Source organism: Microbacterium halophytorum (assembly GCF_002970975.1).
In the GTDB taxonomy this organism is placed as follows: Bacteria; Actinomycetota; Actinomycetes; order Actinomycetales; family Microbacteriaceae; genus Microbacterium; species Microbacterium halophytorum.
Window position 1 is genome coordinate 86,341 of record NZ_PNFA01000016.1, and the last position, 22,174, is coordinate 108,514.

19 protein-coding genes and 1 tRNA gene are annotated in these 22,174 nt (G+C 72.2%); 7 read left to right on the plus strand and 13 right to left on the minus strand.

All coding sequences use genetic code 11. The features are described from left to right. Positions 1 to 115: 115 nt before the first annotated feature. The 4 genes from C0010_RS14035 to prmC form a co-directional block, all read right to left on the minus strand. Positions 116 to 595 (minus strand): hypothetical protein, encoded by a 480-nt coding sequence (locus C0010_RS14035; RefSeq protein ID WP_105567720.1) that lies wholly within the window; start codon positions 593 to 595, stop codon positions 116 to 118. Between the two features lie 62 nt (positions 596 to 657). Further along, a complete protein-coding gene (locus tag C0010_RS14040) occupies positions 658 to 1,824 on the minus strand; it encodes an MraY family glycosyltransferase (protein ID WP_105567721.1) in 1,167 nt (388 codons plus the stop codon). Next, the gene (locus C0010_RS14045) at positions 1,821 to 2,612 is read right to left on the minus strand and encodes an L-threonylcarbamoyladenylate synthase (protein ID WP_105567722.1); all 792 of its coding nucleotides are present in this window, start codon (positions 2,610 to 2,612) and stop codon (positions 1,821 to 1,823) included. Before C0010_RS14045 ends, C0010_RS14040 begins: the two co-directional genes overlap by 4 nt. Positions 2,613 to 2,680: 68 nt before the next feature. Then, the gene (gene prmC, locus C0010_RS14050) at positions 2,681 to 3,574 is read right to left on the minus strand and encodes a peptide chain release factor N(5)-glutamine methyltransferase (RefSeq protein ID WP_105567739.1); all 894 of its coding nucleotides are present in this window, start codon (positions 3,572 to 3,574) and stop codon (positions 2,681 to 2,683) included. Positions 3,575 to 3,752: 178 nt separating this feature from the next. Here prmC and cysK point away from each other — a divergent pair, with 178 nt between their 5' ends. The 5 genes from cysK to C0010_RS14075 all read left to right on the plus strand — a co-directional run bounded on the left by cysK (position 3,753) and on the right by C0010_RS14075 (position 7,124). Next, the gene (cysK, locus tag C0010_RS14055; protein ID WP_105567723.1) at positions 3,753 to 4,691 is read left to right on the plus strand and encodes a cysteine synthase A; all 939 of its coding nucleotides are present in this window, start codon (positions 3,753 to 3,755) and stop codon (positions 4,689 to 4,691) included. Positions 4,692 to 4,818: 127 nt separating this feature from the next. Then, positions 4,819 to 5,382 (plus strand): serine O-acetyltransferase EpsC, encoded by a 564-nt coding sequence (epsC, locus tag C0010_RS14060; RefSeq protein WP_105567724.1) that lies wholly within the window; start codon positions 4,819 to 4,821, stop codon positions 5,380 to 5,382. A 119-nt stretch (positions 5,383 to 5,501) separates the two neighbouring features. Then, complete coding sequence (locus C0010_RS14065; protein ID WP_105567725.1) at positions 5,502 to 5,945, plus strand: hypothetical protein; 444 nt, start codon at positions 5,502 to 5,504, stop codon at positions 5,943 to 5,945. Next, complete coding sequence (locus C0010_RS14070; protein WP_105567726.1) at positions 5,939 to 6,160, plus strand: helix-turn-helix transcriptional regulator; 222 nt, start codon at positions 5,939 to 5,941, stop codon at positions 6,158 to 6,160. The genes C0010_RS14065 and C0010_RS14070 overlap by 7 nt, the downstream gene beginning before the upstream one ends. A 1-nt stretch (position 6,161) precedes the next feature. Next, positions 6,162 to 7,124: an NAD(P)-dependent alcohol dehydrogenase gene (locus tag C0010_RS14075; protein WP_158685525.1), complete on the plus strand. Its 963-nt coding sequence runs from the start codon at positions 6,162 to 6,164 to the stop codon at positions 7,122 to 7,124. A 39-nt stretch (positions 7,125 to 7,163) separates the two neighbouring features. On the opposite strand, the gene C0010_RS14080 is transcribed toward C0010_RS14075, so the two are convergent. The 8 genes from C0010_RS14080 to argS all read right to left on the minus strand — a co-directional run bounded on the left by C0010_RS14080 (position 7,164) and on the right by argS (position 19,853). Continuing rightward, complete coding sequence (locus C0010_RS14080; RefSeq protein ID WP_232531969.1) at positions 7,164 to 8,606, minus strand: amidase; 1,443 nt, start codon at positions 8,604 to 8,606, stop codon at positions 7,164 to 7,166. A 143-nt stretch (positions 8,607 to 8,749) separates the two neighbouring features. Continuing rightward, complete coding sequence (locus C0010_RS15180) at positions 8,750 to 10,624, minus strand: MSCRAMM family protein (RefSeq protein WP_198410859.1); 1,875 nt, start codon at positions 10,622 to 10,624, stop codon at positions 8,750 to 8,752. A 269-nt stretch (positions 10,625 to 10,893) separates the two neighbouring features. Continuing rightward, positions 10,894 to 11,967, minus strand: a complete 1,074-nt coding sequence (gene prfA / locus C0010_RS14090) for a peptide chain release factor 1 (protein WP_105567728.1) — start codon at positions 11,965 to 11,967, stop codon at positions 10,894 to 10,896. A 9-nt stretch (positions 11,968 to 11,976) separates the two neighbouring features. Continuing rightward, positions 11,977 to 14,154: a transcription termination factor Rho gene (gene rho / locus C0010_RS14095; RefSeq protein WP_174150366.1), complete on the minus strand. Its 2,178-nt coding sequence runs from the start codon at positions 14,152 to 14,154 to the stop codon at positions 11,977 to 11,979. Between the two features lie 169 nt (positions 14,155 to 14,323). Beyond that, complete coding sequence (thrB, locus tag C0010_RS14100; RefSeq protein WP_105567729.1) at positions 14,324 to 15,268, minus strand: homoserine kinase; 945 nt, start codon at positions 15,266 to 15,268, stop codon at positions 14,324 to 14,326. A gap of 36 nt (positions 15,269 to 15,304) precedes the next feature. Further along, the gene (locus C0010_RS14105; RefSeq protein ID WP_105567730.1) at positions 15,305 to 16,621 is read right to left on the minus strand and encodes a homoserine dehydrogenase; all 1,317 of its coding nucleotides are present in this window, start codon (positions 16,619 to 16,621) and stop codon (positions 15,305 to 15,307) included. Then, complete coding sequence (gene lysA, locus C0010_RS14110; protein ID WP_105567731.1) at positions 16,618 to 18,048, minus strand: diaminopimelate decarboxylase; 1,431 nt, start codon at positions 18,046 to 18,048, stop codon at positions 16,618 to 16,620. The genes C0010_RS14105 and lysA overlap by 4 nt, the downstream gene beginning before the upstream one ends. 149 nt (positions 18,049 to 18,197) lie before the next feature. Beyond that, positions 18,198 to 19,853, minus strand: coding sequence for an arginine--tRNA ligase (argS, locus tag C0010_RS14115; protein ID WP_105567732.1), 1,656 nt, complete (start codon positions 19,851 to 19,853; stop codon positions 18,198 to 18,200). Positions 19,854 to 19,997: 144 nt separating this feature from the next. Between argS and C0010_RS14120 the strand changes: the two genes are divergently transcribed. Together C0010_RS14120 and C0010_RS14125 are read left to right on the plus strand one after the other, a co-directional pair. Further along, positions 19,998 to 20,789: an SGNH/GDSL hydrolase family protein gene (locus C0010_RS14120; protein ID WP_105567733.1), complete on the plus strand. Its 792-nt coding sequence runs from the start codon at positions 19,998 to 20,000 to the stop codon at positions 20,787 to 20,789. Positions 20,790 to 20,856: 67 nt separating this feature from the next. Continuing rightward, positions 20,857 to 20,929, plus strand: a tRNA-Arg gene (locus C0010_RS14125). Positions 20,930 to 21,066: 137 nt separating this feature from the next. On the opposite strand, the gene C0010_RS14130 is transcribed toward C0010_RS14125, so the two are convergent. Further along, on the minus strand, positions 21,067 to 22,174 hold a 1,108-nt coding region (locus C0010_RS14130), incomplete at its 5' end, for an HNH endonuclease (protein WP_158685526.1).

The window sequence follows — 22,174 nt, forward strand, 5'->3', positions numbered from 1 at the left end:
CCGGGTGTTCTGGCAAGTCACGTCCGCCGAGAACGTCACCCTTGGCGACGCGGCGGAAGCGTTGTCCAGCCTAACAGATCCTGGGGCCACTTCTACTCCGTGTCGAACTTGTGGCTCAGGGGCGATCGCGGTCGGCGTCGTCGCCCGGCTCGTCGTCGCCGGGGAGCGCCACCTCGACGTACGGCAGACGCATCTTCAGGAGTGCGAAGGCGTCGATCGCGAGCGAGGCGAGCACGCCGACCACCACGGCGATGAAGAAGATGACGGGCTCGATCCACGACTGCCCGCGGAGGACGAGCATCGCGACGATGAAGATGATGAGCTTGAGGATCCAGCCGCCGAGCACGATGCCGAAGAAGATCGGCACGTACAGCGCGTCGCCGAACCAGCGGTTGGCGATCAGGATGCTCACGGAGGTCATCAGCATCAGCACCGCGGCGATCACCGCGCCGGCGATCGCGCTCATCGCGCCGTCCCAACCCGCGACCAGGTACCCGATGACACCGCCGATCAGGGCGAGGGCGCCTGCGGCGATCGCGCCCCAGGTGGTCGCCGCCCGAAGGATGCGGGTGCTGGTGGGAATGCTGCGGGGCATCGGCTCTCCTGTGCTGTGCTCGGCGCGCCGGATGCGGCGCCCGCCCAGGGTATCGGGCCGGGCTAGGGAGCCGCCGAGTCCGCGGTCGCCGATTCCCTCCGCGGGCGGTTCCGACGGGGCGGGAGCAGCGTCACGACGACGCAGGCGACGACGCCGACGGCGCCGAACAGGATGCCGAGACGGTACTCGCCGGGCCAGTCCTCGCGGGCGCCGAGGTACATCAGCAGCACCGCGAGGCCGACGATCGTCGTCCACGCGTAGAAGATCAGCACCGCTCCCCTGTCGGAGTGCCCCATGTCGAGCATCCGGTGGTGCAGGTGCTTCCGGTCGGCGGAGAACGGTGACTTGCCCGCGGCCAGGCGGCGCACGACGGCGAGCCCGAAATCGGCCAGCGGGAGGAGGACGATCACGAGAGGGAGGAGGATCGGCAGGAACGCACCCACGAGCTGCGAGCGGCCGATCGTCTCGGGATCGAGCATGGCCGGCTCGAGCTGGCCCGTGATCGCGATCGCGCTCGTCGCCATCAGCAGGCCGAGCAGCAGCGCCCCCGCGTCGCCCATGAAGAGCTTGGCCCCGTTCCAGTTCATCGGCAGGAAGCCCGCGCACGCTCCGATGAGCACGACCGCCAGGAGCGTCGCGAGGTTGAAGTTCGTGCTCGCCCCGGTGTCTCGGACGAGGATGTACGAATAGACGAAGAAGATGCCGTTCGCGATCAGGCACGTGCCGGCGACGAGTCCGTCGAGGCCGTCGATGAAGTTGACCGCGTTCATCACGATCACGATCGAGAACATCGTCAGCACGATGCTGACCCAGCTCGACCACACCGTGAGGTCGCCGAGCGGGAGCGCATAGATCTGCAGGCCGCCGCCGATCGCGATGATGCCGGCCGCGAGGAACTGCGCGGCGAGCTTGATCATCCAGTCGAGGTCCCACAGATCGTCGGCGACGCCGACCACGACGATGAGGGTGCTCGCGCCGACGATCGACCACATCAGCGCCGGGTCGACCCACACGAGTTCGAAGTAGGGGTTCGCCTGCGATACCACGAGCGCCGTCATCATGGCGAGGTACATCGCGATCCCGCCGAGGCGGGGCGTCGGCGTCGTGTGGACGTCGCGCTCCCGGATGCCCGGGTAGAGCTTGTAGCGCAGGCTGAGCCTCCAGACCGCCCACGACAGCGCCAGCGTGAGGGTCGCCGTGAGGATCAGCTCGAAGACGTACTGCCTCACGCGCTCCCCTGGGCGTCGTCGCCGGTCGACTCCTTCAGCGCGGCGGCGAACGCGGCGCGCGGATCGGCGGCGGGCGGCGGCGGCACGTGCGCGTGAGGGTCTCCCGTCGGCTCGTCCGGCGCGGGCTCGAGGAGGTCGCCGAGCACACCCGCGAGCTGCTCGCGGGTCACGGCGCCGCTGCGCAGGATGCGCACGGTGCGGGCATCCCCCTGCTCCGTGACGAGCGCGGTCGCGTCGACGATCGTCGACGCGATGCCCGTGCGCGACGGGCCGTCGTCGAGGTACGCCTCGACGGATTCCTCCAGCATGTCCTGGGCCTCGACGGCGCTCGTCGCCGCCGGCTTCCCCGTCAGGTTCGCGCTGGAGACGGCGAGCGGGCCGGTCTCCTCCAGGAGCTCGAGCGCGATGCGCTGATCCGGCATCCGCACCGCCACGGTGCCCTCGGTGTCGCCGAGGTCCCACGAGAGGGACGGCTGCGCGGGCAGCACGATCGTGAGGCCGCCCGGCCAGAACTCGTCGACGAGGGAGCGGACCTCGTCCGGCACCGACTCGACGAGGGCGCGCATCGCATCGATGCCGCTCACGAGCACGGGCGGTGGCTGCTGCCGCCCCCGTCCCTTCGCCTTGAGCAGCCTCGTGACGGCGGCCGGGCTGAACGCATCGGCGGCGACGCCGTAGACCGTGTCGGTCGGGACGACGACGAGCTGCCCCCTGCCGATCGCCTGCCGGGCGCGGCGCATCCCCGCCAGGAGCTGCGAGTGGTCGGAGCATTCGAAGAGCGTGGACATATCGGGCTCAGTCTACTGCCGGGCACCTCGCGAACCGCCCTCGGCGCGGCCGCGGACGCGCGGCGCGGTCACGCGGGACGGATCGCGACGGTCGCGCGGTCCCTGCCGGTGAGGTCGCGATGCGTCTCGGCGCCGAGCCAGCCGTCCGCCGCGAGCAGCTCGCGGATGGCCCCGCCCTGCACCTCGGCGTGCTCGATCACGATGGTGCCGCCCGGACGGGCGAGTTCGAGGGCCGCCGTACTGATGCGCCGCACGAGGTCGAGGCCGTCGGGGCCGCCGTAGAGGGCCATGGCCGGGTCGTGCAGCCGCACCTCCTCGTCGCGGGGCACCGCGTCATCCGGAACGTAGGGCGGGTTCGTCGCGACGACGTCGACCGTGCCCGCCGCGTCGCGCAGCGTCGCCGCCTCCCCCGCGTCGCCCAGCACGAGCGTCAGGTTCTGCGCGCCCGTGCGGGCGGCGTTCTCCTTGGCCCAGAGGTAGGCGTCGACCGATTTCTCGACGGCGCTGACGCGCGCGGCGGGGACCTCGGTCGCCATCGCGAGCGCGATCGCACCGCTGCCCGTGCACAGATCGACGGCGACGGGCGCGTCGCCCGCCTCGCGCAGGGCCGCGATCGCGAGGCCCGCGACCATCTCGGTCTCGGGCCGCGGCACGAAGACGCCGGGCCCGACGCGCAGCTCCAGGCCGCGGAACGGTGCGAGGCCCGTGATGTGCTGCAGCGGCTCGCGCGCGGCTCGCCGCGCGACGAGCCGCCCGAACGACTCGGCCTGCGGGATCTCGAGGACATCGCCGCGGAGCGCGGCCGCCTGGACCTCGCCGCGGCTCGTGCCCCGCAGATGGGCGACGAGGAGCTCGGCGTCGACCTGCGGGTCGGGGATGCCCGCCTCCGCGAAGCGGCGTGCGGCGGAGCGCAGCGCGTCGCGGAGCGGAAGCGCAGCGGTGAGGGCGGCGGTGGGAAGCATCATGGGCGGATCAACGCTACCGGTCGCGCCGCGGGGCGGAGGCCGCCGCACGGCGGGCCGATACCGAACCGGAATGTTCTGAAGCCGCAGTCCCGTCCGATTTCGTCATCTTCGACCCGCGGCAATCGTGCGGCAATAGTCTGTCGGCACAGCCACCCGACAGCGAAAGGCATGTGCCATGGGCAGCATCCACAACGACATCTCCAGCACGTACGGCGGTACCCCGCTCGTGCGGCTCAACCGCGTCAGCGCCGACACCGGCGCCGAGGTCTTCGCGAAGCTCGAGTTCTTCAACCCCGGCTCGAGCGTGAAGGACCGCATCGGCGCGGCGATCATCGATGCCGCAGAGGCCTCGGGCGAGCTGCCCGCCGGCGGCACGATCGTCGAGGGCACGAGCGGCAACACCGGCATCGCGCTCGCGCTCGTGGGCGCGGCCCGCGGCTACCGCGTCGTGCTGACGATGCCGTCCTCGATGTCGAACGAGCGCAAGGTGCTGCTGCGCGCGTTCGGCGCCGAGCTCGTGCTCACCGACCCCGCCGGCGGCATGAACGGCGCCGTCACCGAGGCGAAGCGCATCGTCGACGAGACGCCGGGTGCTGTGCTGGCGAGCCAGTTCGCGAACCAGGCGAACGTGAAGGTCCACCGCGAGACGACGGCGAAGGAGATCCTCGCCGACACCGACGGCGACTTCGATTACTTCGTCTCGGGCGTCGGCACGGGCGGCACCGTCTCGGGCGTCGGCCAGGTGCTCAAGGAGACGGGCCACCGCGCCCAGGTCGTCGCCGTCGAGCCCGCCGACTCGCCGCTCCTGACGGAGGGCACGGCGGGACCGCACAAGATCCAGGGCCTCGGCGCGAACTTCGTGCCGGACATCCTCGACCGCGATGTGATCGACGAGGTCGTGACGGCGCCGCTCGAGCAGGCCGTCGAGACGGCCCGAGCCCTCGCGAAGGACGAGGGCATCCTCGCGGGCATCTCGTCGGGTGCCGCCGTGTGGGCGGCACTCGAGGTGGCCCGCCGCCCCGAGGCGCAGGGCAAGAAGATCGTCGTCATCGTGCCCGACACCGGCGAGCGCTACGTCTCCACCTTCCTCTGGGAGCACCTCCGCGACGCATGATCCGTCGTCACCCGAGGGCCCGGTTCGATCTGTTCGAGCCGGGCCCTCGGTGCGCGTGCGGGACTCCGGATGACCGATGGCGAAACACAAGGGCCCCGACCCCGCGGTGCCCGGTAGATTCGGCGGTATGGGTATCGGCATCCGCGAAGACATCGCAGCCGCGCGCAGGCGCGACCCCGCGGCCCGCGGATCGGTGGAGATCGCGCTGCTCTACCCCGGGCTGCACGCGATCTGGGCGCACCGCGTCAACAACCGGCTGTGGCGCCGCGGGTTCCGCTTCATCGCGCGGGCCGGCTCGCAGCTCGTGCGCGCGATCACGGGCATCGAGATCCACCCCGGTGCGACGATCGGGCGTCGCTTCTTCATCGACCACGGCTCGGGCGTCGTGATCGGTGAGACCGCGGAGGTCGGCGACGACGTCATGCTCTACCACGGCGTCACCCTCGGCGGCACGTCGCTGTCGAAGGGCAAGCGCCACCCGACGCTCGGCGACCGCGTCGCGGTCGGCGCGGGAGCGAAGGTCCTGGGGCCCGTCACGATCGGTGCGGACTCGGCCGTCGGCGCCAACGCCGTCGTGATCCGCGACGCCCCGGCGAACAGCCTGCTGCTCGGCGTGCCGGCGAAGGTGCGCGCGCGCCAGACCGGCGACGACGTCCGGAAGGTGCTGCAGGCGCCCGAGTACCAGATCTGAGCCCGCATCACCGGGGTCGCGGCACAGCGTCTCGCGGGATGTAAAAAACTCTTGACACCATGTCGCGTTCGCCATACATTCGCCATGTCACCTCTTCTTGACATCGACGGAGGACGCGCATGGGATCGGACAGCTCACCCGAGGAGCGAGGAGCGTGGATCTCGCTCGTCGTCGCGGCCGGCGGCTACGCCGCCTACCTGATCGCACTGTTCGCCTCGGCGAGCGGCGGCCCGCTGGCCGAGGCCGCGTACGTCTGGCCCATGGTCTGGGCGGTCGGCGCCTCGGTACTGGTCTCGATCGCGCTGCACGCCGCTCTCGGCCTTCTCGCGCGTCGGGATCCGCACAGCGGGGACGAGCGCGACGTGCTGATCGGGCGATGGTCGGAGCGCATCGGGCACGCGTTCGTCGTGCTCGGGGCCCTCGCGGCCCTCGTGCTCGTAATGGTGGGCGCACCGGGGTTCTGGGTCGCGAACGCGATCTTCCTGGGGTTCTTCCTCTCGGCGGTGTTCTCGTCGGTCGCGAAGATCTCCGCGTACCGGGGCGGGTTCGATCCGCGATGGTGAAGCCGACCAAGGTGACCAACAGCATCCGCCGCCTGCGGTTCGAGAGCGATGAGATGACCCAGGCCGAGCTGGCGTCGCGTGTCGGGATCACGCGGCAGACGCTCATCGCGATCGAGCAGGGGCGGTACTCGCCGTCGCTCGAGGTCGCGTTCCTGATCGCACGCGCGTTCGGCGTGGCGATCGACGAAGTCTTCGGCTACCCGGATGGGGAATGACATGCGTGCAGCAGTGCAGAGCCGCTACGGCGGACCGGAAGCAGTGACCATCACGGACCGCGAGGTCCCGCAACCGGGGCGGGGCGAGGTGCTCCTGCGCGTCGAGGCGGCGGCCGTCGACGCGGGGACGGTGCACCTGCTCGAGGGGCGCCCGTCGTTCATCCGGCTCATGATGCCGCTGCGCGGCGGCCGCGTGATCGGCGGGGACGTCGCGGGCGTCGTCGAGGCCGTCGGCGACGGGGTCCACGACCTCGCCGTGGGCGACGCGGTCTTCGGCGTCGCCCACGGCAGCGGCTCCCTCGCCGAGCGGACCGTCGCCGCGGCGGACCGCGTCGTGCGACGCCCGGATGCGCTGACGGCCGCCGAGGCCGCTGCCCTGCCGATCTCCGGGTCCGCCGCGTGGCGGGCCGTGCGGGCAGCGGGCGTCTCCGCCGGGGCTCGCGTGCTCGTGTGCGGCGCGGGCGGCGGGGTCGGGCACCTCGCCGTGCAGATCGCGAAGGCCGAGGGGGCGCACGTGACGGCGGTGTGCAGCGCCGCGAAGGCGCACATCGCGGGCGAAGCGGGCGCCGATGCAATCGTCGACTACGCCGCGGAGGATGCGCTCGCGCGCGGGCCGTTCGATGCGATCCTCGACGCGGGCGGCCACCGCCCCGTCAGCGCGATGCGGCGCGCGCTCGTACCGGGCGGCGCGCTCGTGATCATCGGCTCCGAACCGGAATCCGCCGCGATGGGCGGCTTCGGGAGGTCGATCGGCGCGGGGCTGATCAACCCCTTCGTCGGGCACCGCCTGATCATGCTCACCTCGAAGGAGGACCGCGAGTCCCTCGAAGCCCTCGCCGCCCTGGCCGAGAGCGGAGCCGTGCGGCCGGTGATCACGCGCGAACTGCCGCTCGAAGAAGCGGCCGAGGCGCTCCGGGGCCTCGGCCGAGGCAGGGGCGCGGGCAAGACGGTCGTCCGGATGTGAGAGGCGGCGACTGGCGGATCCGCTCGGCCCCTCTCCTCGTCAGCTTCCCGGTGGCGCGGGAAGGGGCCCTCGCGCGCTCTCGAGCTGGGCCGCGAGCGCGACGATCGCTGCTTCTCCCCCCGGTCGCCCGACCAGCTGCACGCTCCACGGCCGCTCGCCAGGGGCATCCGGGTCGCCGATCGGCACCGTGATCGCGGGGAGCCCGCAGACGTTCACGAAGCTCGTGTGCGGCGCGTACATGCACTGCCGCTCGAAGTTCCCCAGCGGCGTCGCCGCCTCGGCGTGCCAGCCGACCTGCTGGGGCGCGAGGGCCAGCGCGGGGGTGAGCACGGCGTCGAACGGCGAGAGCGCCGCGATCGTCTCGCGCTCGAAGGCGGTCGCGTCCTGGTAGCCCCGGATGGCGCCCTCGGTGCGCAGCGAGCGCCCCTCCCGCACGAGCCAGGCGGTGAACGGCTCGAGCCTCGCGTCGAGCTCGTCGTCCGGAACGGGGATCGCCGCCGCCGAGGCCCGCCAGATCGTCGTGAACATCTCCGGGTACCCGCGGGGGCGCCAGCCCGCCTCCTCCACCCCGTGCCCCGCGGAGCCGAGCATGCCGATCGCGCGCTCGTATGCGGCGAGCGCGCGCGGGTCGAGCGCCGTGTCGGTCCAGCCGTCCCACGGCGTCGCGAGGGTCGCGCCCACCCGCATCGGAGGGGCATCGCTCCGGGCGGCGGCGACCAGGGAGTCGTGCCCGTCGCCGGTGCCAGGGGCCCGCGTCGCGTACGAGTAGGGCCCGCCGGCGAGCGCGTCGAGCAGAAGCGCCGCGTCTTCCGCGGAGCGCGCGATCGGGCCGGCGACCGACAGCCCGCCGGGAGAACCGAGGCCGTTCGCGAACGGGAGGCGCCCGCGCGAGGGCTTCAGCCCGACCACCCCGACGGTGGCCGCCGGGATCCGGATGGACCCGCCGCCGTCAGAAGCGGGCGCGGCGGGCAGGAGCCGTGCGGACACGGCGACGGCCGCTCCCCCGCTCGACCCACCCGCGCCCGTCGCGGGCTGCCACGGGTTGCGCGCGGGCGGCGCGATCGCGTTCTCGGTGTACCCCGTCATACCGAACTCCGGGGTGTTCGTCTTGCCGACGCTGATCGCGCCCGTGCGGTCGATCGCCTCCGCCGACGGGTCGGAGTGCTCGGGAACGAAGTCGGCGAACCCTCGCGAGCCGTAGGTGGTGCGCACGCCGGCGCGGGCGACGAGGTCCTTGTCCGCGAGCGGGACGCCCCACAGCGGTTCGCGCGCGCTGGGCGCCCCGCCGCGCGCACGCAGGGCATCCTGCGCTTCGGCGCGCTCGACGGCGCGCTCCCCCGTGACCGTGATGAACGCACCGAGGTCGGCGCGCGCCTCGATGCGCTCCAGGCAGTCGCGGACGACCTCGACGGGCGAGAGCTCGCCCTCCCTGATCGTCCGCGCGAGCTCCGCGAGCCTCATCTCGTGGATCCGCACGCTCACACCGTTCCGTTCGTGGGCACCATGACTCCATCATGCCGCCCGCCGGCGGCGCTTCCCGCCGCGCGCAGACCACCGGGGGCACCGCTCAGGTCGATCGTCTGCCCTGCGGCGATCCGAGCGGTGCCCCCGGTGGGGTTCGTTCGCTACACGCGCTCACCTCCCCGGCCCGTGAAGCGGCGGTACCCGAGCAGGGCAGCGCCGAGCAGGAGCATGCCGAGGGCGATGATCGCGGCGTTCGGGGAAGCCCCGCCGCCGGTCTCCGCGAGAGCCGGTGTCGCCGCCGGCGTCGCCGCAGGCGGCGTCACCATCGCGATCGGCGCCGGCTCCTCGTCATCCGAGGGCTCCTCGGGAGGGGTCGGTTCCTCGGGAGGGGTCGGCTCCTCGGGCGGGGTCGGCTCCTCGGGAACGGCGGTGTTCGTCAGGTCGCACATGACCGTCGCGCCGTCCGTGACCTCGATCTGGTAGCCGGCGGCGCCGGGATCTGCGTCGGGCGCATCACACGTGATGTCGCCGCCGGTCCACCCGTCGGGCACAGTCGGCTCGGACAACGTGTAGGTGCCGAGCGCGAGCTCGTCCCACGTCGCCGTCGGAGAGTCGTCGCTCACCGTCCTCATGTCGCCGTCGAGCGAGACCTCGAACTCCCACGCCTCGCCGTCCTCGACCCCGTCCACGTGCTTGGTGAGCGAGATCTGGCCGAACTCCTCGACCGTCGTGACCTTCTTGTGGTTGGTCAGCGAGCACTCGACCATCAGGCCCGAGGTGACCTCGATCTGATAGCCCGTCGCCCCGTCGTCGGCATCGGGCGCGTCGCAGGTGATGGGCCCGCCCGTCCAGCCGTCGGGGACCGTCGGTTCGGACAGCGTGTACGTGCCGGGCTCGAGCCCGTCCCACGTGGCCGTCGGGGCGTCTTGGTCCACCGTCCGGCTGTCGCCGGACAGATCGACCTCGAACTCCCACGCGGTGCCGTCCTCGAGCCCCGTCACGCTCTTCGTGAGCGAGACCTGGCCCGGCTCCTCCGTCGTGACGTGCTTCGTGTTGGTCAGGTCGCACATGACGGCGAGGCCCGACGTGATCTCGATCTGGTAGCCAGCGGCTCCGGGGTCGGCATCCGGGGCGTCGCAGGAGATCGGACCGCCCGACCACCCTTCCGGGAGGGTCGGCTCGGACAGCGTGTACGTGCCCGGATCGAGCCCGTCCCACGTCGCCGTCGGAGAATCCTGATCGACCACCCTGGCATCGCCGGAGAGATCGAGCGCGAACTCCCACTCCGCGCCCTCTTCGACTCCAATCACGTTCTTCGTGACGGTGACCATGCCCGGCTCGGGCTCGTCGACGTACAGCACCGAATAGTGCGAGATGTCCTTGCCGCTCGAGTGGCTGATCGTCACTTCCTTCTGCGGCGGGTCGACGACGACGTACTCGGGGCCGTTGCCGGCCTGGGCGGAACCGGCCTTGACGCAGTACGCCGAGATCAGCTTGCCCTCCGGCGCCGTGATGACGATCTCCTCCTGACTTCCGCCCGGTTCGATCTTGCCGGTGCTGAGCTCCTCGCAGACCTGCCCCTCCTCGTCCTCCGTGACGGCGGCGGTTCTGTCGCCCCCGGCTTCGGACTTCTGCTCGTCGTCGCCCACCTCCCCGTCATCCGGGGTATCGGCGGCGCCGGTCTGCTCGGGCTCGGGCTCGGGCTCCGGCTCGGGCTCGGGTTCAGGCTCCGGCGCAGGGGGTTCGGGCTCCGACGCCGACGCATCCGGCTCGGGCGCAGGCTCCGGCTCCGGCTCCGGAGCGGCAGGCTCCGGCTCCGGTTCGGGTTCCGGGGCGGGAGGCTCGGGCTCCGGAGCCGGAGGTTCGGGTTCGGGCGCGGGCGGCTCCGCGGCGGCCGTCGGGTCGTCGACCGCCTGCTGTTCCGTCGGGGGCGCGCCGTCGTCCGCGAATGCGGGCGCGGCGGCGAATGAGGCGAAGAGCGCGGCACAGAGCGCGCCGAGAGTGAGCAGGGAGAACCCCCGCCTTCGGGTATCCACGTTGATCCTTTGAGAGTGGACGAACACAAGGGGCGGGCACGCTCGAAGGCGTGCTCGGCTGTGTCGCCACGGCATGTGATCGTCGGATCGGGGCAGATCGGCGCGGGTCCGTCGTAGACGGGAGCGCGCTGACAATCACATGTTCAACATGTCGTGCCGGCCAGTGCGGCTGAGGCGGCTTCGGGTGTCGGCTCAACCGATATAGCAGTTGCCCGCATCATACGCCGCACGGTAGGGCACCACAAGGATATCGGTTGTCGCGGGGCGCGCTATTCTGCGAGCGACGCCAGGCGCTCGGCCTCGTCGGCCTGGATGCAGCTCTCGATCACCGGTTCCAGGGCGCCGTTCATCACGTGATCCAGGTTGTAGGCCTTGTACCCCGTGCGGTGATCGGCGATGCGGTTCTCCGGGAAGTTGTACGTCCGGATGCGCTCGGAGCGGTCCATGCCGCGGATCTGGCTCTTGCGCGCGTCCGCCGCCGCGGCCGCCTGCTCCTCCTGCTGGCGCGCGAGGATGCGCGCGCGGAGCACGCGCATCGCGGCCTCGCGGTTCTGCAGCTGGCTCTTCTCGTTCTGCATCGACACCACGATGCCCGTCGGCAGGTGCGTGATGCGCACGGCCGAGTCGGTCGTGTTGACCGACTGGCCGCCGGGGCCGGAGGAGCGGTACACGTCGATCTTGAGGTCGTTCTGACTGATCTCGACCTCATCCGGCTCGTCGACCTCGGGGAACACGAGCACGCCGGTGGTCGAGGTGTGGATGCGGCCCTGCGACTCGGTGGCGGGCACGCGCTGCACGCGGTGCACGCCGCCCTCGTACTTCAGGTGCGCCCAGACGCCCTGCGCCGGGTCGTTCGACGAGCCCTTGAACGCGACCTGCACGTTCTTGTAGCCGCCGAGATCCGAGTCGTCCGACTCGATCATCTCCGACTTCCAGCCCTGCGACGCCGCGTACTGCAGGTACATCCGGAGCAGGTCGGCCGCGAACAGCGCGCTCTCGGCGCCGCCCTCGCCCGCCTTGATCTCCATGATGACGTCGCGCGCGTCATCCGGATCGCGCGGGATCAGCAGCCTGCGCAGGCGCTCCTGTGCCTGCGCCAGCTGCTCCTCGAGCGCCGGGACCTCGTCGGCGAACGCGTCGTCCTCCGCCGCGAGCTCGCGGGCGGCGGCGAGGTCCTCCCCCGCCGCCTGCCACGCACTGTGCGCGGCCACGATCCGGTTCAGCTCGGCGTAGCGCCGGTTGACGCGCTTCGCTCTGGCGGCGTCGGCGTGCACCGCGGGGTCGGAGAGCTCCTCCTGGACCCTGCGGTGCTCGTCGATGAGCGCGTCAACCGACTCGAACATGCGCCCGCCTTATCGGATGTCGGCGTCGCGGCCGTTGCCGGCCGGGATCGACTTGCGCATCTGCACGAGGAACTCCACGTTCGACTGCGTCTGGTGGAGCTTCTCGAGGATCGGCGCGAGCGCGTGCTGTGCGTCCTGCCCGGAGAGGGCGCGGCGCAGCTGCCACGTGATCTGGACCTCGTCGGCGCTGAGCAGCATCTCCTCGCGGCGCGTGGACGACGCGTTCACGTCGACGGCCGGGAAGATGCGCTTGTCGGCGAGCTGGCGCGAGAGGCGCAGCTCCATGTTGCCCGTGCCCTTGAACTCCTCGAAGATGACCTCGTCCATCTTGGAGCCCGTCTCGACGAGCGCCGTCGCGAGGATCGTCAGCGAGCCGCCGTTCTCGATGTTGCGCGCCGCGCCGAAGAACTTCTTCGGCGGGTACAGCGCCGCCGCGTCGACGCCGCCCGAGAGCACGCGACCCGACGTCGGGGCCGTCACGTTGTAGGCGCGGCTGAGGCGCGTGATCGAGTCGAGCAGCACGACGACGTCGCGACCCAGCTCGACGAGGCGCTTGGCGCGCTCGATGGCGAGCTCGGCGACCGTCGTGTGGTCCTCGGCGGGGCGGTCGAACGTCGAGGCGACGACCTCGCCGGCGACCGAGCGCTGCATGTCGGTGACCTCTTCGGGGCGCTCGTCGACGAGGACGACCATGAGGTGCGCCTCGGGGTTGTTGTGCGCGATCGCGTTCGCGATCTGCTGCAGCACGATCGTCTTGCCCGCCTTCGGGGGCGCGACGATCAGGCCGCGCTGGCCCTTGCCGATCGGCGAGACGAGGTCGATGACGCGCTGCGTGACCTTCTCGGGCGCCGTCTCCATCCGGAGCCGCTCCTGCGGGTACAGCGGCGTCAGCTTGCCGAACTCGACGCGGTTCGCCGCGTCGTCGACCGAGAGGCCGTTGATCGAGTCGACCTTGACGAGCGCGTTGTACTTCTGGCGCCCGTGCTGCTCGCCCTCGCGCGGCTGCTTGATCGAGCCGACGACGGCGTCGCCCTTGCGCAGGTGGTACTTCTTGACCTGACCGAGCGAGACGTAGACGTCCTGCTGGCCGGGGAGGTAGCCGGTCGTGCGGACGAACGCGTAGTTGTCGAGCACGTCGAGGATGCCGGCGATCGGGATGAGGACGTCGTCCTCCGTGATCTCGGGCTCGAACTCGTCGTCCTGGCCGCCGCGGCGCTTGCCGCGCCCGCGGCCGCGCGCCGAACCGCCGTCGCCCTGCTGCTGGTCGCCGCGATCCCCGCGGCCCCCGTTGCCGCCGCGGCCGTTCTGGTTCTGGCCCTGGTTCTGCTTGTCGTCCCCGTCGCCGTCGCCCGACCCCTTGTTGCGGTTCCGGTTGCGGTTGCGGCTGCGGCGGCCGCGGCCCGAGCCCTCTTCGCCGTCGTCGGCGTCGCCGGGCTTGTCCGACTGCTTCTCGGCAGGCTTGTCGCCCTGCTTCTCGGCGGGCTTGCCCGCCGTCTTGTCGCTCTGCTCGCCGGAGGGCTTCTCGCCCTGCGCCGCGCCGGAGTCGTCACCGGGCTTCTCGCCGGCCTCCGTCGCGGGGGCCTCCGCCTTCTCTGCGTCGGCCGCGGCGCTCGCCTTGGCGCTCGCCGTCTTCCGACTGCGGCCCTTCTGCGCCGGCTTCTTCTCGCCCTCGGCGGGCTCCGGCTTCGCGTCGGCCGCGGGGGCCTCGGCCGCGGCGTCGCCTGCGGCCTCCTCGGCGGATTTCTCCGCGGCCTTCGTCGTGCGGCGACGACGTGCCGGCGCCTTCGGCGCTTCATCGGCCGCCTCCGCCGCGGGGGCGGTGTCGGCCGGGGTCTCGTCCGCGGGCTTCTCCGCGGCCTTCGTCGTGCGACGACGACGTGCGGGCGCCTTCGGCGCCTCCTCGGCGGGTGCGGCCGCCTCGGCGGGCGCCGCGGCCTCGGCGGCGGCCTCGGCCGGCGCCTCTTCCGCCGCCTTCGTCGTGCGGCGGCGCGGGGCGCGCTTGGGCTTCTCGGCGGGCGCGGCCTCCGCCGCGGGCGCCTCGGTCGCTCCCTCGGCGGCCGGGGCCGCCTCGGCCGTCGTCGTGTCGGTCTTGACGCGACGCGGCGCGCGCTTGCGCGGCGCCTTCGCCTCGGCCGCGGCCTCGGGTGCCGCCTGGTCGGCCGATGCGTTATCGGAGGTGGACTCCAACGTGAACTCCTTGTTCGGGGCGTGGAGATGTCAGCCACCGCGGGCGTTCCCCTTGGGGGAATCGCCGTGCGCGCGCCACGTCGTGCGCCGGTGCACAGGTTGTCGCGTCAGAAATCATCCGGGCAGACGGTCAGGCACCGTGCGGGGCTTCGCAGATTTGCGACGGAGGTCAGATATCGTGCTCGAAGGCACCCTCCGCTTGATTCCTCACTGTACCACCCTTGAAGTCGACGGCGAGGATCAGCGGCTCCCACGGGGCGTCCGTGACGGCGTTCGCGACGTCGACCGCCTCGAGGCGACCGCCGGGGCCGTCCGCGAGGACGAGCACGCTCGGCCCGGCGCCGGAGACGACGGCCGCGAAGCCCGCCTCGCGCAGCGCTGTGACGAGACGGTTCGTCTCGGGCATCGCGCTGGCGCGGTAGGTCTGGTGCAGCTTGTCGTCCGTCGCCGCGAGCAGCAGCTCGGGGCTCTGCGTCAGCGCCGCGATCAGCAGCGCCGAGCGCGAGACGTTGAAGACGGCGTCTTCGCGCGGGACCTGATCGGGCTGGAGGCCGCGCGCGACCTTCGTCGACATCGTGAACGAGGGCACGAACACGAGCGGCGAGACGCCGCGGTGCACGAGCAGCTTCTTGTGCTGCGGCCCCGTCTGGTCCATCCAGGCGATCGTGAGGCCGCCGAACAGCGCGGGCGCGACGTTGTCCGGGTGGCCCTCGATCTCGGTCGCAATGCGCAGGAGGTCGTCGTCGGTGAAGGACGCCGTGCCCTCGAGCAGGCCCTTCGCCGCGAGGATCCCCGCGACGACGGCCGAGCCGGATGACCCGAGGCCGCGGCCGTGCGGGATGCCGTTGCGCGCGACGATGCGGAGGCCGGGCGCCTCGGCGCCGACCCCCTCGAACACGCGCCAGATCGTCTGTGCGATCAGGTTCGACTCGTCGCGGGGGATCTCGTCGGCGCCCGTGCCCGACACCTCGATCTCGAGCGCGTCGCCGGCCAGCGCCGTGACCTCGAGCTCGTCGTAGACGCTCAGCGCGAGGCCGAGCGTGTCGAAGCCGGGCCCGAGGTTCGCGCTCGTGGCGGGAACGCGCACCCACACGGTGCGCTCGGCGGCGCTCATGCGCGCGCCGACCGGGGCGAAGCGGCGTCCGTCACGTCACTCCCCCTCGACGCGCAGCACCGACACGACGTGCGAGACGACGTCGCTGGCGCGGAGCCGATCGACGGTCGCCTGCAGCGCCGATTCCCGCGCGCGGTGCGTCGCAAGCACGATGACGGCGCGACGGCGCGCACCGTCCTCGCCCTCCTCGACCTGCGACTGGTCGACCGTCGCGACCGAGACGCCCTCGTCGTTGAAGATCCCGGCGATCTCCTGGAGCACGCCCGGCGCGTCCGAGACCTCGAGGCGCACCTGGTAGCGCGTCAGGATGCGGCCCACCGGCGCCACCGGGAGGCTCAGGCGGGGCGACTCGCCCACGCCGATGCCGCCGGCGATGTGGCGGCGGGCGGCCGAGACGACGTCGCCCATGACGGCGGAGGCCGTCTCGCGACCGCCCGCGCCGGCGCCGTAGAACATCAGCGGCCCCGCGGCCGCGGCCTCGACGAACACGGCGTTGTTGCCACCGTGCACGCTGGCCATCGGGTGCTCGCGGTCGATCAGCGCCGGGTACACGCGCACCGACACCGACTCGCCCTCCGGCTCGGTGAGCCGCTCGCACACGGCGAGGAGTTTGACGACGTAGCCGGCACTGCGGGCGCCCTCGATCACGTCCGCCGTGACGAGTTCGATGCCCTCGCGGTGCACGTCATCGAGGGAGACCTTGGTGTGGAAGGCGAGGCTGGCGAGGATCGCCGCCTTGTGCGCCGCGTCGTAGCCGCCGAGGTCGAGCGTGGGATCGGCCTCGAGGTACCCGAGGTCGGTGGCGAGCTGCTGCGCCTCCTCGGCCGGCAGCTGCTCGCGGTCCATCTTGTCGAGGATGTAGTTCGTGCTGCCGTTCAGGATGCCGAAGATGCGCTCGACCCTGTCGCCCGCGAGGGAGTCCTTCAGCGGCCGGATGATCGGGATCGCCGCCGCGACGGCCGCCTCGTACGACACGGAGGCGCCGACCTGGTCGGCGACGTCGTAGATCTCCGCGCCGTGCTCGGCGAGCAGGGCCTTGTTGCCCGTGACGACGTCAGCACCGGCGCGCAGCGCCGTCAGGATGTACGAGCGCGCCGGCTCGATGCCGCCCATCAGCTCGATCACGATGTCGGCCCCCACGATGAGGCTCTCGGCATCGGTCGTCAGCAGTTCGCGGGGCAGGTCGACGTCGCGCGGCGCGTCGAGGTTTCGCACCGCGATGCCGGCGAGCTCGAGCCGCGCGCCCGTGCGCTCGGCGAGGGCGTCGGCGTGCTCGAGCAGCATGCTCGCGACCTGGGACCCGACGGATCCGGCGCCCAGCAGCGCGACCCTGAGGCGGCGTTGTTCGTTCATTCTTCTCCCTCTTCGGCGTCGGCTCCGAACGCGTCCGTCGTGTAGGCGACGTCCCGCGCGAGCAGGTCGTCGATCGTCTCACCGCGCACGATCAGCCTGGCGCGGCCCCCGCGCACCGCGACGATCGGCGGGCGCGGCGTGTGGTTGTAGTTGCTCGACAGCGCGGCGCAGTAGGCACCGGTCGCAGGCACGGCGAGCAGATCGCCCGGCGCCGTGTCGGCCGGCAGGTACTCGTGGTCGACGACGATGTCGCCCGACTCGCAGTGCAGCCCGACGACGCGGCTGAGCTCGGGCTCGCCCGCGCCCTCGCGCGACGCGAGCCTGGCCGAGTACTGCGCGCCGTAGAGGGCGGGGCGCGCGTTGTCGCTCATGCCCCCGTCCACGCTGATATATGTGCGGTCGCCGCCGGAGAGCCCGACCCGCTTGGTCGTGCCGACCTCGTACAGGCTCACCCCCGAGGGGCCGATGATGCTGCGGCCCGGTTCGAAGGCGAGCTCGGGCAGGGCGACCCCGAGCCGGAAGCACTCCTCCGCCACGGCGGCGACGATGCCGCGCGCCAGCTCGGCGAGCGGCGTCGGGTCGTCGGCGCGGGTGTAGGCGATGCCGAAGCCGCCGCCGAGGTTCATGAGGGGGACGTCCCCGCCTTCGAGCAGCTCCGAGTGCAGCTCGAGCACGCGCGCCGCCGATTCGCGGAAGCCGTCGACGCCGAAGATCTGCGAGCCGATGTGGCAGTGCAGACCGAGGAACTGCAGGCCCTCGAGCTCCCGGATGCGCGCGACCGCGCCGGCCGCGTCGGCGAGCGAGTAGCCGAACTTCTGGTCCTCGTGCGCCGTTGCGAGGAAGTCGTGGGTGTCCGCGTGTACGCCGCTGCGCACGCGCACGAGCACGTTCTGGGTCCTGCCCAGGCGCGAGGTGATCGTGCCGAGCCGCTCGATCTCGACATCCGAGTCGACGATCACGGTCCCGACGCCGACCTCGACGGCGCGCACGAGCTCGTGCGCCTGCTTGTTGTTGCCGTGGAAGCCGATCCGCTCCGGCGCGACGCCCGCGGCGAGCGCCGTCTCGAGCTCGCCCCGCGAGGCGACGTCGATGCCGAGCCCTGCGTCGGTCATCCAGCGCGCGATCTCGACGCTCAGGAAGGCCTTGCCTGCATAGTACACGCGCGCCTTCGTGCCGTTCGCCTCGGCCGCGCGGGTGAATGCGCGCTGCGCAGCGACGGCGCGCGATCGCGCGTCCTCCTCGTCGAGGAGGAGCGCAGGTGTGCCGAACTCGGCGCGCAGGTCGCTCGCCGCGACCCCGCCGATGCTCAGCTCGCCGTCGCCCGTGCGATGGGCCGTGATCGGCCACACACCGGCGGCGAGGTCGTTCGGGTCGTCGGGCACGCTGAGCCACTCGGGCGCGAGGACGGGAGTGCGGTCAGAAGACACGCCTTCGAGTCTACGGTGCACCGCGCGCGCGGAACGACGCGGGAGCTGGGCGCGGCGTCACGCGCCGTAACCGGTGCGCCGGGCGCCGGGCCCGACGGTGCGGGCCCCGGAGGGACCACGTGCGTCGTCCATCCGGGCCCGCCGCCCGATCACATGCGCTCGGGAGCGCTGACGCCGAGCAGGCCGAGCCCGTTGCGGAGGACCTGGCCGGTCGCGTCGTTCAGCCACAGGCGCGTGCCGTGCACGGGCTCGACGGGGGCGTCGCCCTTCGGGGTGACGCGGCAGTTGTCGTACCAGCGGTGGTACAGGCCTGCGACCTCTTCGAGGTAGCGGGCGACGCGGTGCGGCTGGCGCTCCTCGGCCGCGAACGCGACAATGCGCGGGAACTCCTGCAGGGCGCCGAGCAGGGCGGCCTCGGTCTCGTGCGCGAGCAGCTCCGGCGCGAAGGCGTCGCGGGTGACGCCGGCGTCGACGGCGTTGCGGCCGACGTTGTGCGTGCGGGCGTGCGCGTACTGCACGTAGAAGACGGGGTTGTCGTTCGTGCGCTTGCGCAGCAGCTCCGGGTCGAGCGAGAGGGGCGAGTCCGCCGGGTAGCGCTCGAGGGAGTAGCGCAGGGCGTCGGTGCCGATCCACTCGCGGAGGTCGACGAGCTCGATGATGTTGCCCGCACGCTTCGAGAGCTTCGCGCCGTTGACCGACACGAGCTGACCGATCAGCACTTCGATGTCCTTGTCGGGGTCGTCTCCTGCGGAGCCCGCGAGCGCCTTCAGGCGCGCGACGTACCCGTGGTGATCGGCGCCGAGCAGATAGATCTTGTGCTTGAAGCCGCGGTCGCCCTTGTTCAAGTAGTACGCGGCGTCGGCGGCGAAGTAGGTGTAGACGCCGTTGCCGCGGCGGATGACGCGGTCCTTGTCGTCGCCGAAGTCGGTCGTGCGGACCCAGACGGCGTCGTCCGCGTCGAAGACGTGGCCCTGCTCGCGCAGGCGGTCGACCGCCTGGTCGATCCTGCTCGGGTCGCCCGCGTGCAGCTCGCGCTCCGAGAACCAGACGTCGAACTGCACGTTGAAGTCATCGAGCGACGCCTTGATCTCCGCGAGCTGCAGGCGGTACGCGATCTCGGTCACCTGGGTGATCGCGTCTTCGCGGTCGAGCTCGAGCACCGTCGGCAGCTCGGCGATCACGCGCTCACCCAGGGCGTCGATGTAGCCGCCCTTGTAGCCGTCCTCCGGGGCGTCCTCGCCCGCGATCGCGGCGTACACGCTCGCCCCGAAGCGCCGCATCTGCTCGCCGGCGTCGTTGATGTAGTACTCCCGAGCCACGCGCGCGCCGCTCGCTTCGAGCAGTCGGCCGATCGCGTCGCCGAGAGCGGCCCAGCGGGTGTGGCCGATGTGCAGCGGGCCCGTCGGGTTGCCGCTGACGAACTCGACGTTGATCGTCTCGCCCGCAAGCGCGTCGTTGCGGCCGTACGCGTCGCCCGCGTCGACGATCGTGCGCGCCAGCTCGCCGGCCGCGGCCGCGTCGAGCCGAACGTTGATGAAGCCGGGGCCCGCGACCTCGACGGAGGCGATGCCGGAGACCTGCTCGAGGCCTGCGGCGATATCGCCCGCGAGCTCGCGCGGGTTGGTGCCGAGGCGCTTGGCGAACTTCATGGCGGCGTTCGTCGCCCAGTCGCCGTGGTCGCGGTTCTTGGGCCGCTCGACCGTGATGTCGGCGACGCTCGCGCCGAGCTCCTCGTCGGGTCGGAGCCGCGCCGCGGTGTCGGTGAGAACGTCGAGTACGGCGGCGGCGAGAGCTTCAGGACCCATGGGAACCGATTCTAGTGGCGCGGAGCCTGGCGATTCGCCCATCGGCGGCCGCCTCCGCGGCGCCGCATCGGGCGCGTCATCTCGTGTTCGTCACGATCATCCGGACGTTATCGCCGTGTGATTCCGAGCGCCTAGCGTGCCACTATGCGCTCCCGACGCTCCCTCCGCCGCCGCATCATCGCGGCCGCCGCGGGCCTCGCGGTCATCGCCGCGGGCGCCGCCGCCGTCCTCTCCCTCCGCACCGAGCCGAGCGCCCCCGTCGCGCTCTCGGAACCGGAGGGGCCGTACGCGATCGGGGCCGCCGGCGACAATGCGGAGGTGCTCGTGTTCGGCGACTCCTGGACGTACGGCACGGCGGCGAGCGAGCGCGAGAACGGGTACGCCTATCGCCTGGCCGGCATCGGCGGCTGGCACGTGACGGTCGCGGGCGAGCCGGCGAGCGGATACCTCCGCGAGGGCGTCTGGGGCCGCACGTTCGGCGAGCGCATCGACGCCCTCGACGGGGCGATCGACCCCGACCTGGTCGTGCTGCAGGGCTCGATCAACGACAGGAAGCTCCCGGCGCGCGGCTATCGCGACGCCGTCGACGAGGCGTGGGATGCGATTGCCGACAAGTTCCCGGATGCCGAGGTGCTGATCCTGGGGCCCGCGCCGCAGGTGCTGCCCGTCGAGGAGACGACCGCGAGGATCGACCGCGACCTCGCCGAGCTGGCCGACGAGCGCGGGTGGCCGTACGTCTCCCCCATCGCCGAGGAGTGGATCACACAGGACAACTACGCGGACGTGATCGACACGTCCGACACCGGCAATGACCACCCGTCGGACGCCGGGCACCGCTACCTCGCCGAGCAGGTCGCCGCAGCGGCGCGCCCCCTCGTCGCACCGGTGCCGGTCGAGGCCGTGACGGAGCAGCCGCAGCCCGCCGTCGGCGGCTGAGCGCGCCACGCGCGAGCGCCGAGCGGGATCGGAGCGCGCCCGCGATCCTGGTAGGCTCTTCCAGTCCGCCTCCGTAGCTCAGGGGATAGAGCGCCGGTTTCCGGTACCGAAGGTCGGGGGTTCGAATCCCTCCGGGGGCACCCACGGATCAGGCCCGGTCAGGCAGAGTTCTCTCTTGCTGACCGGGCCTTGTCGATTCCGGCGGGCGCCAGTGCGCGGCCGCGGCACACGGCGGACCGTCGCCGGCACGGCAGGCGCACTGCTCCCGTGGGCGCGCTCAGGCGGCGAGGCCGAAGTGGGTGTTCATGCCGCGGCGTGGCGTGCGGGCGCGGTCGAGCCACGGGGGCGGGATGAACCACACTTCTCCCCCGGTGCCCGTGCCGCGCATTTCGATGCCCCAGCCGTCGTCGTGGACGCGATGATGGCAGCCAGTGCACAGCAGCACGCCGTCGGCGAGGTTCGTCTTGCCGCGGTCGCGGACCCACCAGTCGATGTGATGCACCGAGCACATGCTGGGCTCCGCCCCGCAGAACGCGCAACCCCCGTCGCGCTCGGCCAGGGCGAGCTTCTGGGCCGGCGTGAACAGCCTCTTCGCCCGGCCCCAGTCGAGCACTTCGCTCGTCGACCCGAGCACGACCGGGATGACCTGCGCATCGACCGCGATCCGGCGCGCCGCGGCGGCCGACACGGGCCGGTCGAGGCCGTCGATCGTCGCCTGGCCCGTGCGCTGCTCGAGCTCCGCGAGGCTCATCCGCACGACGACCGTGGTCGACGGGCCCATCGCGACCTCCTCGCAGCCCAGCGCGTGACGACAGATGTCGACGAGCGCATCAGCCTGCATCTGCTTGCGCGTGCGCGCATCCACGGCCGGACCGATATCGGCCCCGTCCGCGAGACCCTGGGCCTCCGCGCCCGCCGCACCTCCATCGGCGGAGCCCCTCACAAGGACCGACCGCGGATGCCCGCACACGAGCAGCTCGCCACCGCTCCCGCCGCCGCTCCCGTCACGGCTCCCGCCGCCGCTCTCGTCGACATCGCCCGCGGCGGCACCGCACTCCGCACACACCACGCCGCCTGCCTCGCCCTTGGGCCCGCTCGCCCGCCCACGGGTGCGGATCGCGTTGGTCACCATCCCGTCGATCAGGGCCTTCACGGGGGCGCCCGAGACCGGGTCCAGCGACCCCTTCAGACTGATCGACCCGTCGCGCTCCTCCCGCACGAACAAGAACCGCTCCGCCCGCAGACGATCCTCCGCCGGCTCCAGACCATCCGGATCCAGATGCGCCTCGACCCGCACGATCAGCTTCCGCACCTGATCCGGCGTCAACCCCGGAGCCAGCCCCACCAGGCGCTCCTCCGCCTCGACCAGAGCCTCGCGCGACGCC

Excerpts from the sequence above, each read along its gene's own strand:
- C0010_RS14035 (WP_105567720.1), bottom strand. The coding sequence starts at position 595 with ATGCCCCGCAGCATTCCCACCAGCACCCGCATCCTTCGGGCGGCGACC.
- C0010_RS14045 (WP_105567722.1), bottom strand. The coding sequence starts at position 2,612 with ATGTCCACGCTCTTCGAATGCTCCGACCACTCGCAGCTCCTGGCGGGG.
- prmC (WP_105567739.1), bottom strand. The coding sequence starts at position 3,574 with ATGCTTCCCACCGCCGCCCTCACCGCTGCGCTTCCGCTCCGCGACGCG.
- cysK (WP_105567723.1), top strand. The coding sequence starts at position 3,753 with ATGGGCAGCATCCACAACGACATCTCCAGCACGTACGGCGGTACCCCG.
- epsC (WP_105567724.1), top strand. The coding sequence starts at position 4,819 with ATGGGTATCGGCATCCGCGAAGACATCGCAGCCGCGCGCAGGCGCGAC.
- C0010_RS14065 (WP_105567725.1), top strand. The coding sequence starts at position 5,502 with ATGGGATCGGACAGCTCACCCGAGGAGCGAGGAGCGTGGATCTCGCTC.
- C0010_RS14070 (WP_105567726.1), top strand. The coding sequence starts at position 5,939 with ATGGTGAAGCCGACCAAGGTGACCAACAGCATCCGCCGCCTGCGGTTC.
- C0010_RS14075 (WP_158685525.1), top strand. The coding sequence starts at position 6,162 with ATGCGTGCAGCAGTGCAGAGCCGCTACGGCGGACCGGAAGCAGTGACC.
- prfA (WP_105567728.1), bottom strand. The coding sequence starts at position 11,967 with ATGTTCGAGTCGGTTGACGCGCTCATCGACGAGCACCGCAGGGTCCAG.
- thrB (WP_105567729.1), bottom strand. The coding sequence starts at position 15,268 with ATGAGCGCCGCCGAGCGCACCGTGTGGGTGCGCGTTCCCGCCACGAGC.
- C0010_RS14105 (WP_105567730.1), bottom strand. The coding sequence starts at position 16,621 with ATGAACGAACAACGCCGCCTCAGGGTCGCGCTGCTGGGCGCCGGATCC.
- argS (WP_105567732.1), bottom strand. The coding sequence starts at position 19,853 with ATGGGTCCTGAAGCTCTCGCCGCCGCCGTACTCGACGTTCTCACCGAC.
- C0010_RS14120 (WP_105567733.1), top strand. The coding sequence starts at position 19,998 with ATGCGCTCCCGACGCTCCCTCCGCCGCCGCATCATCGCGGCCGCCGCG.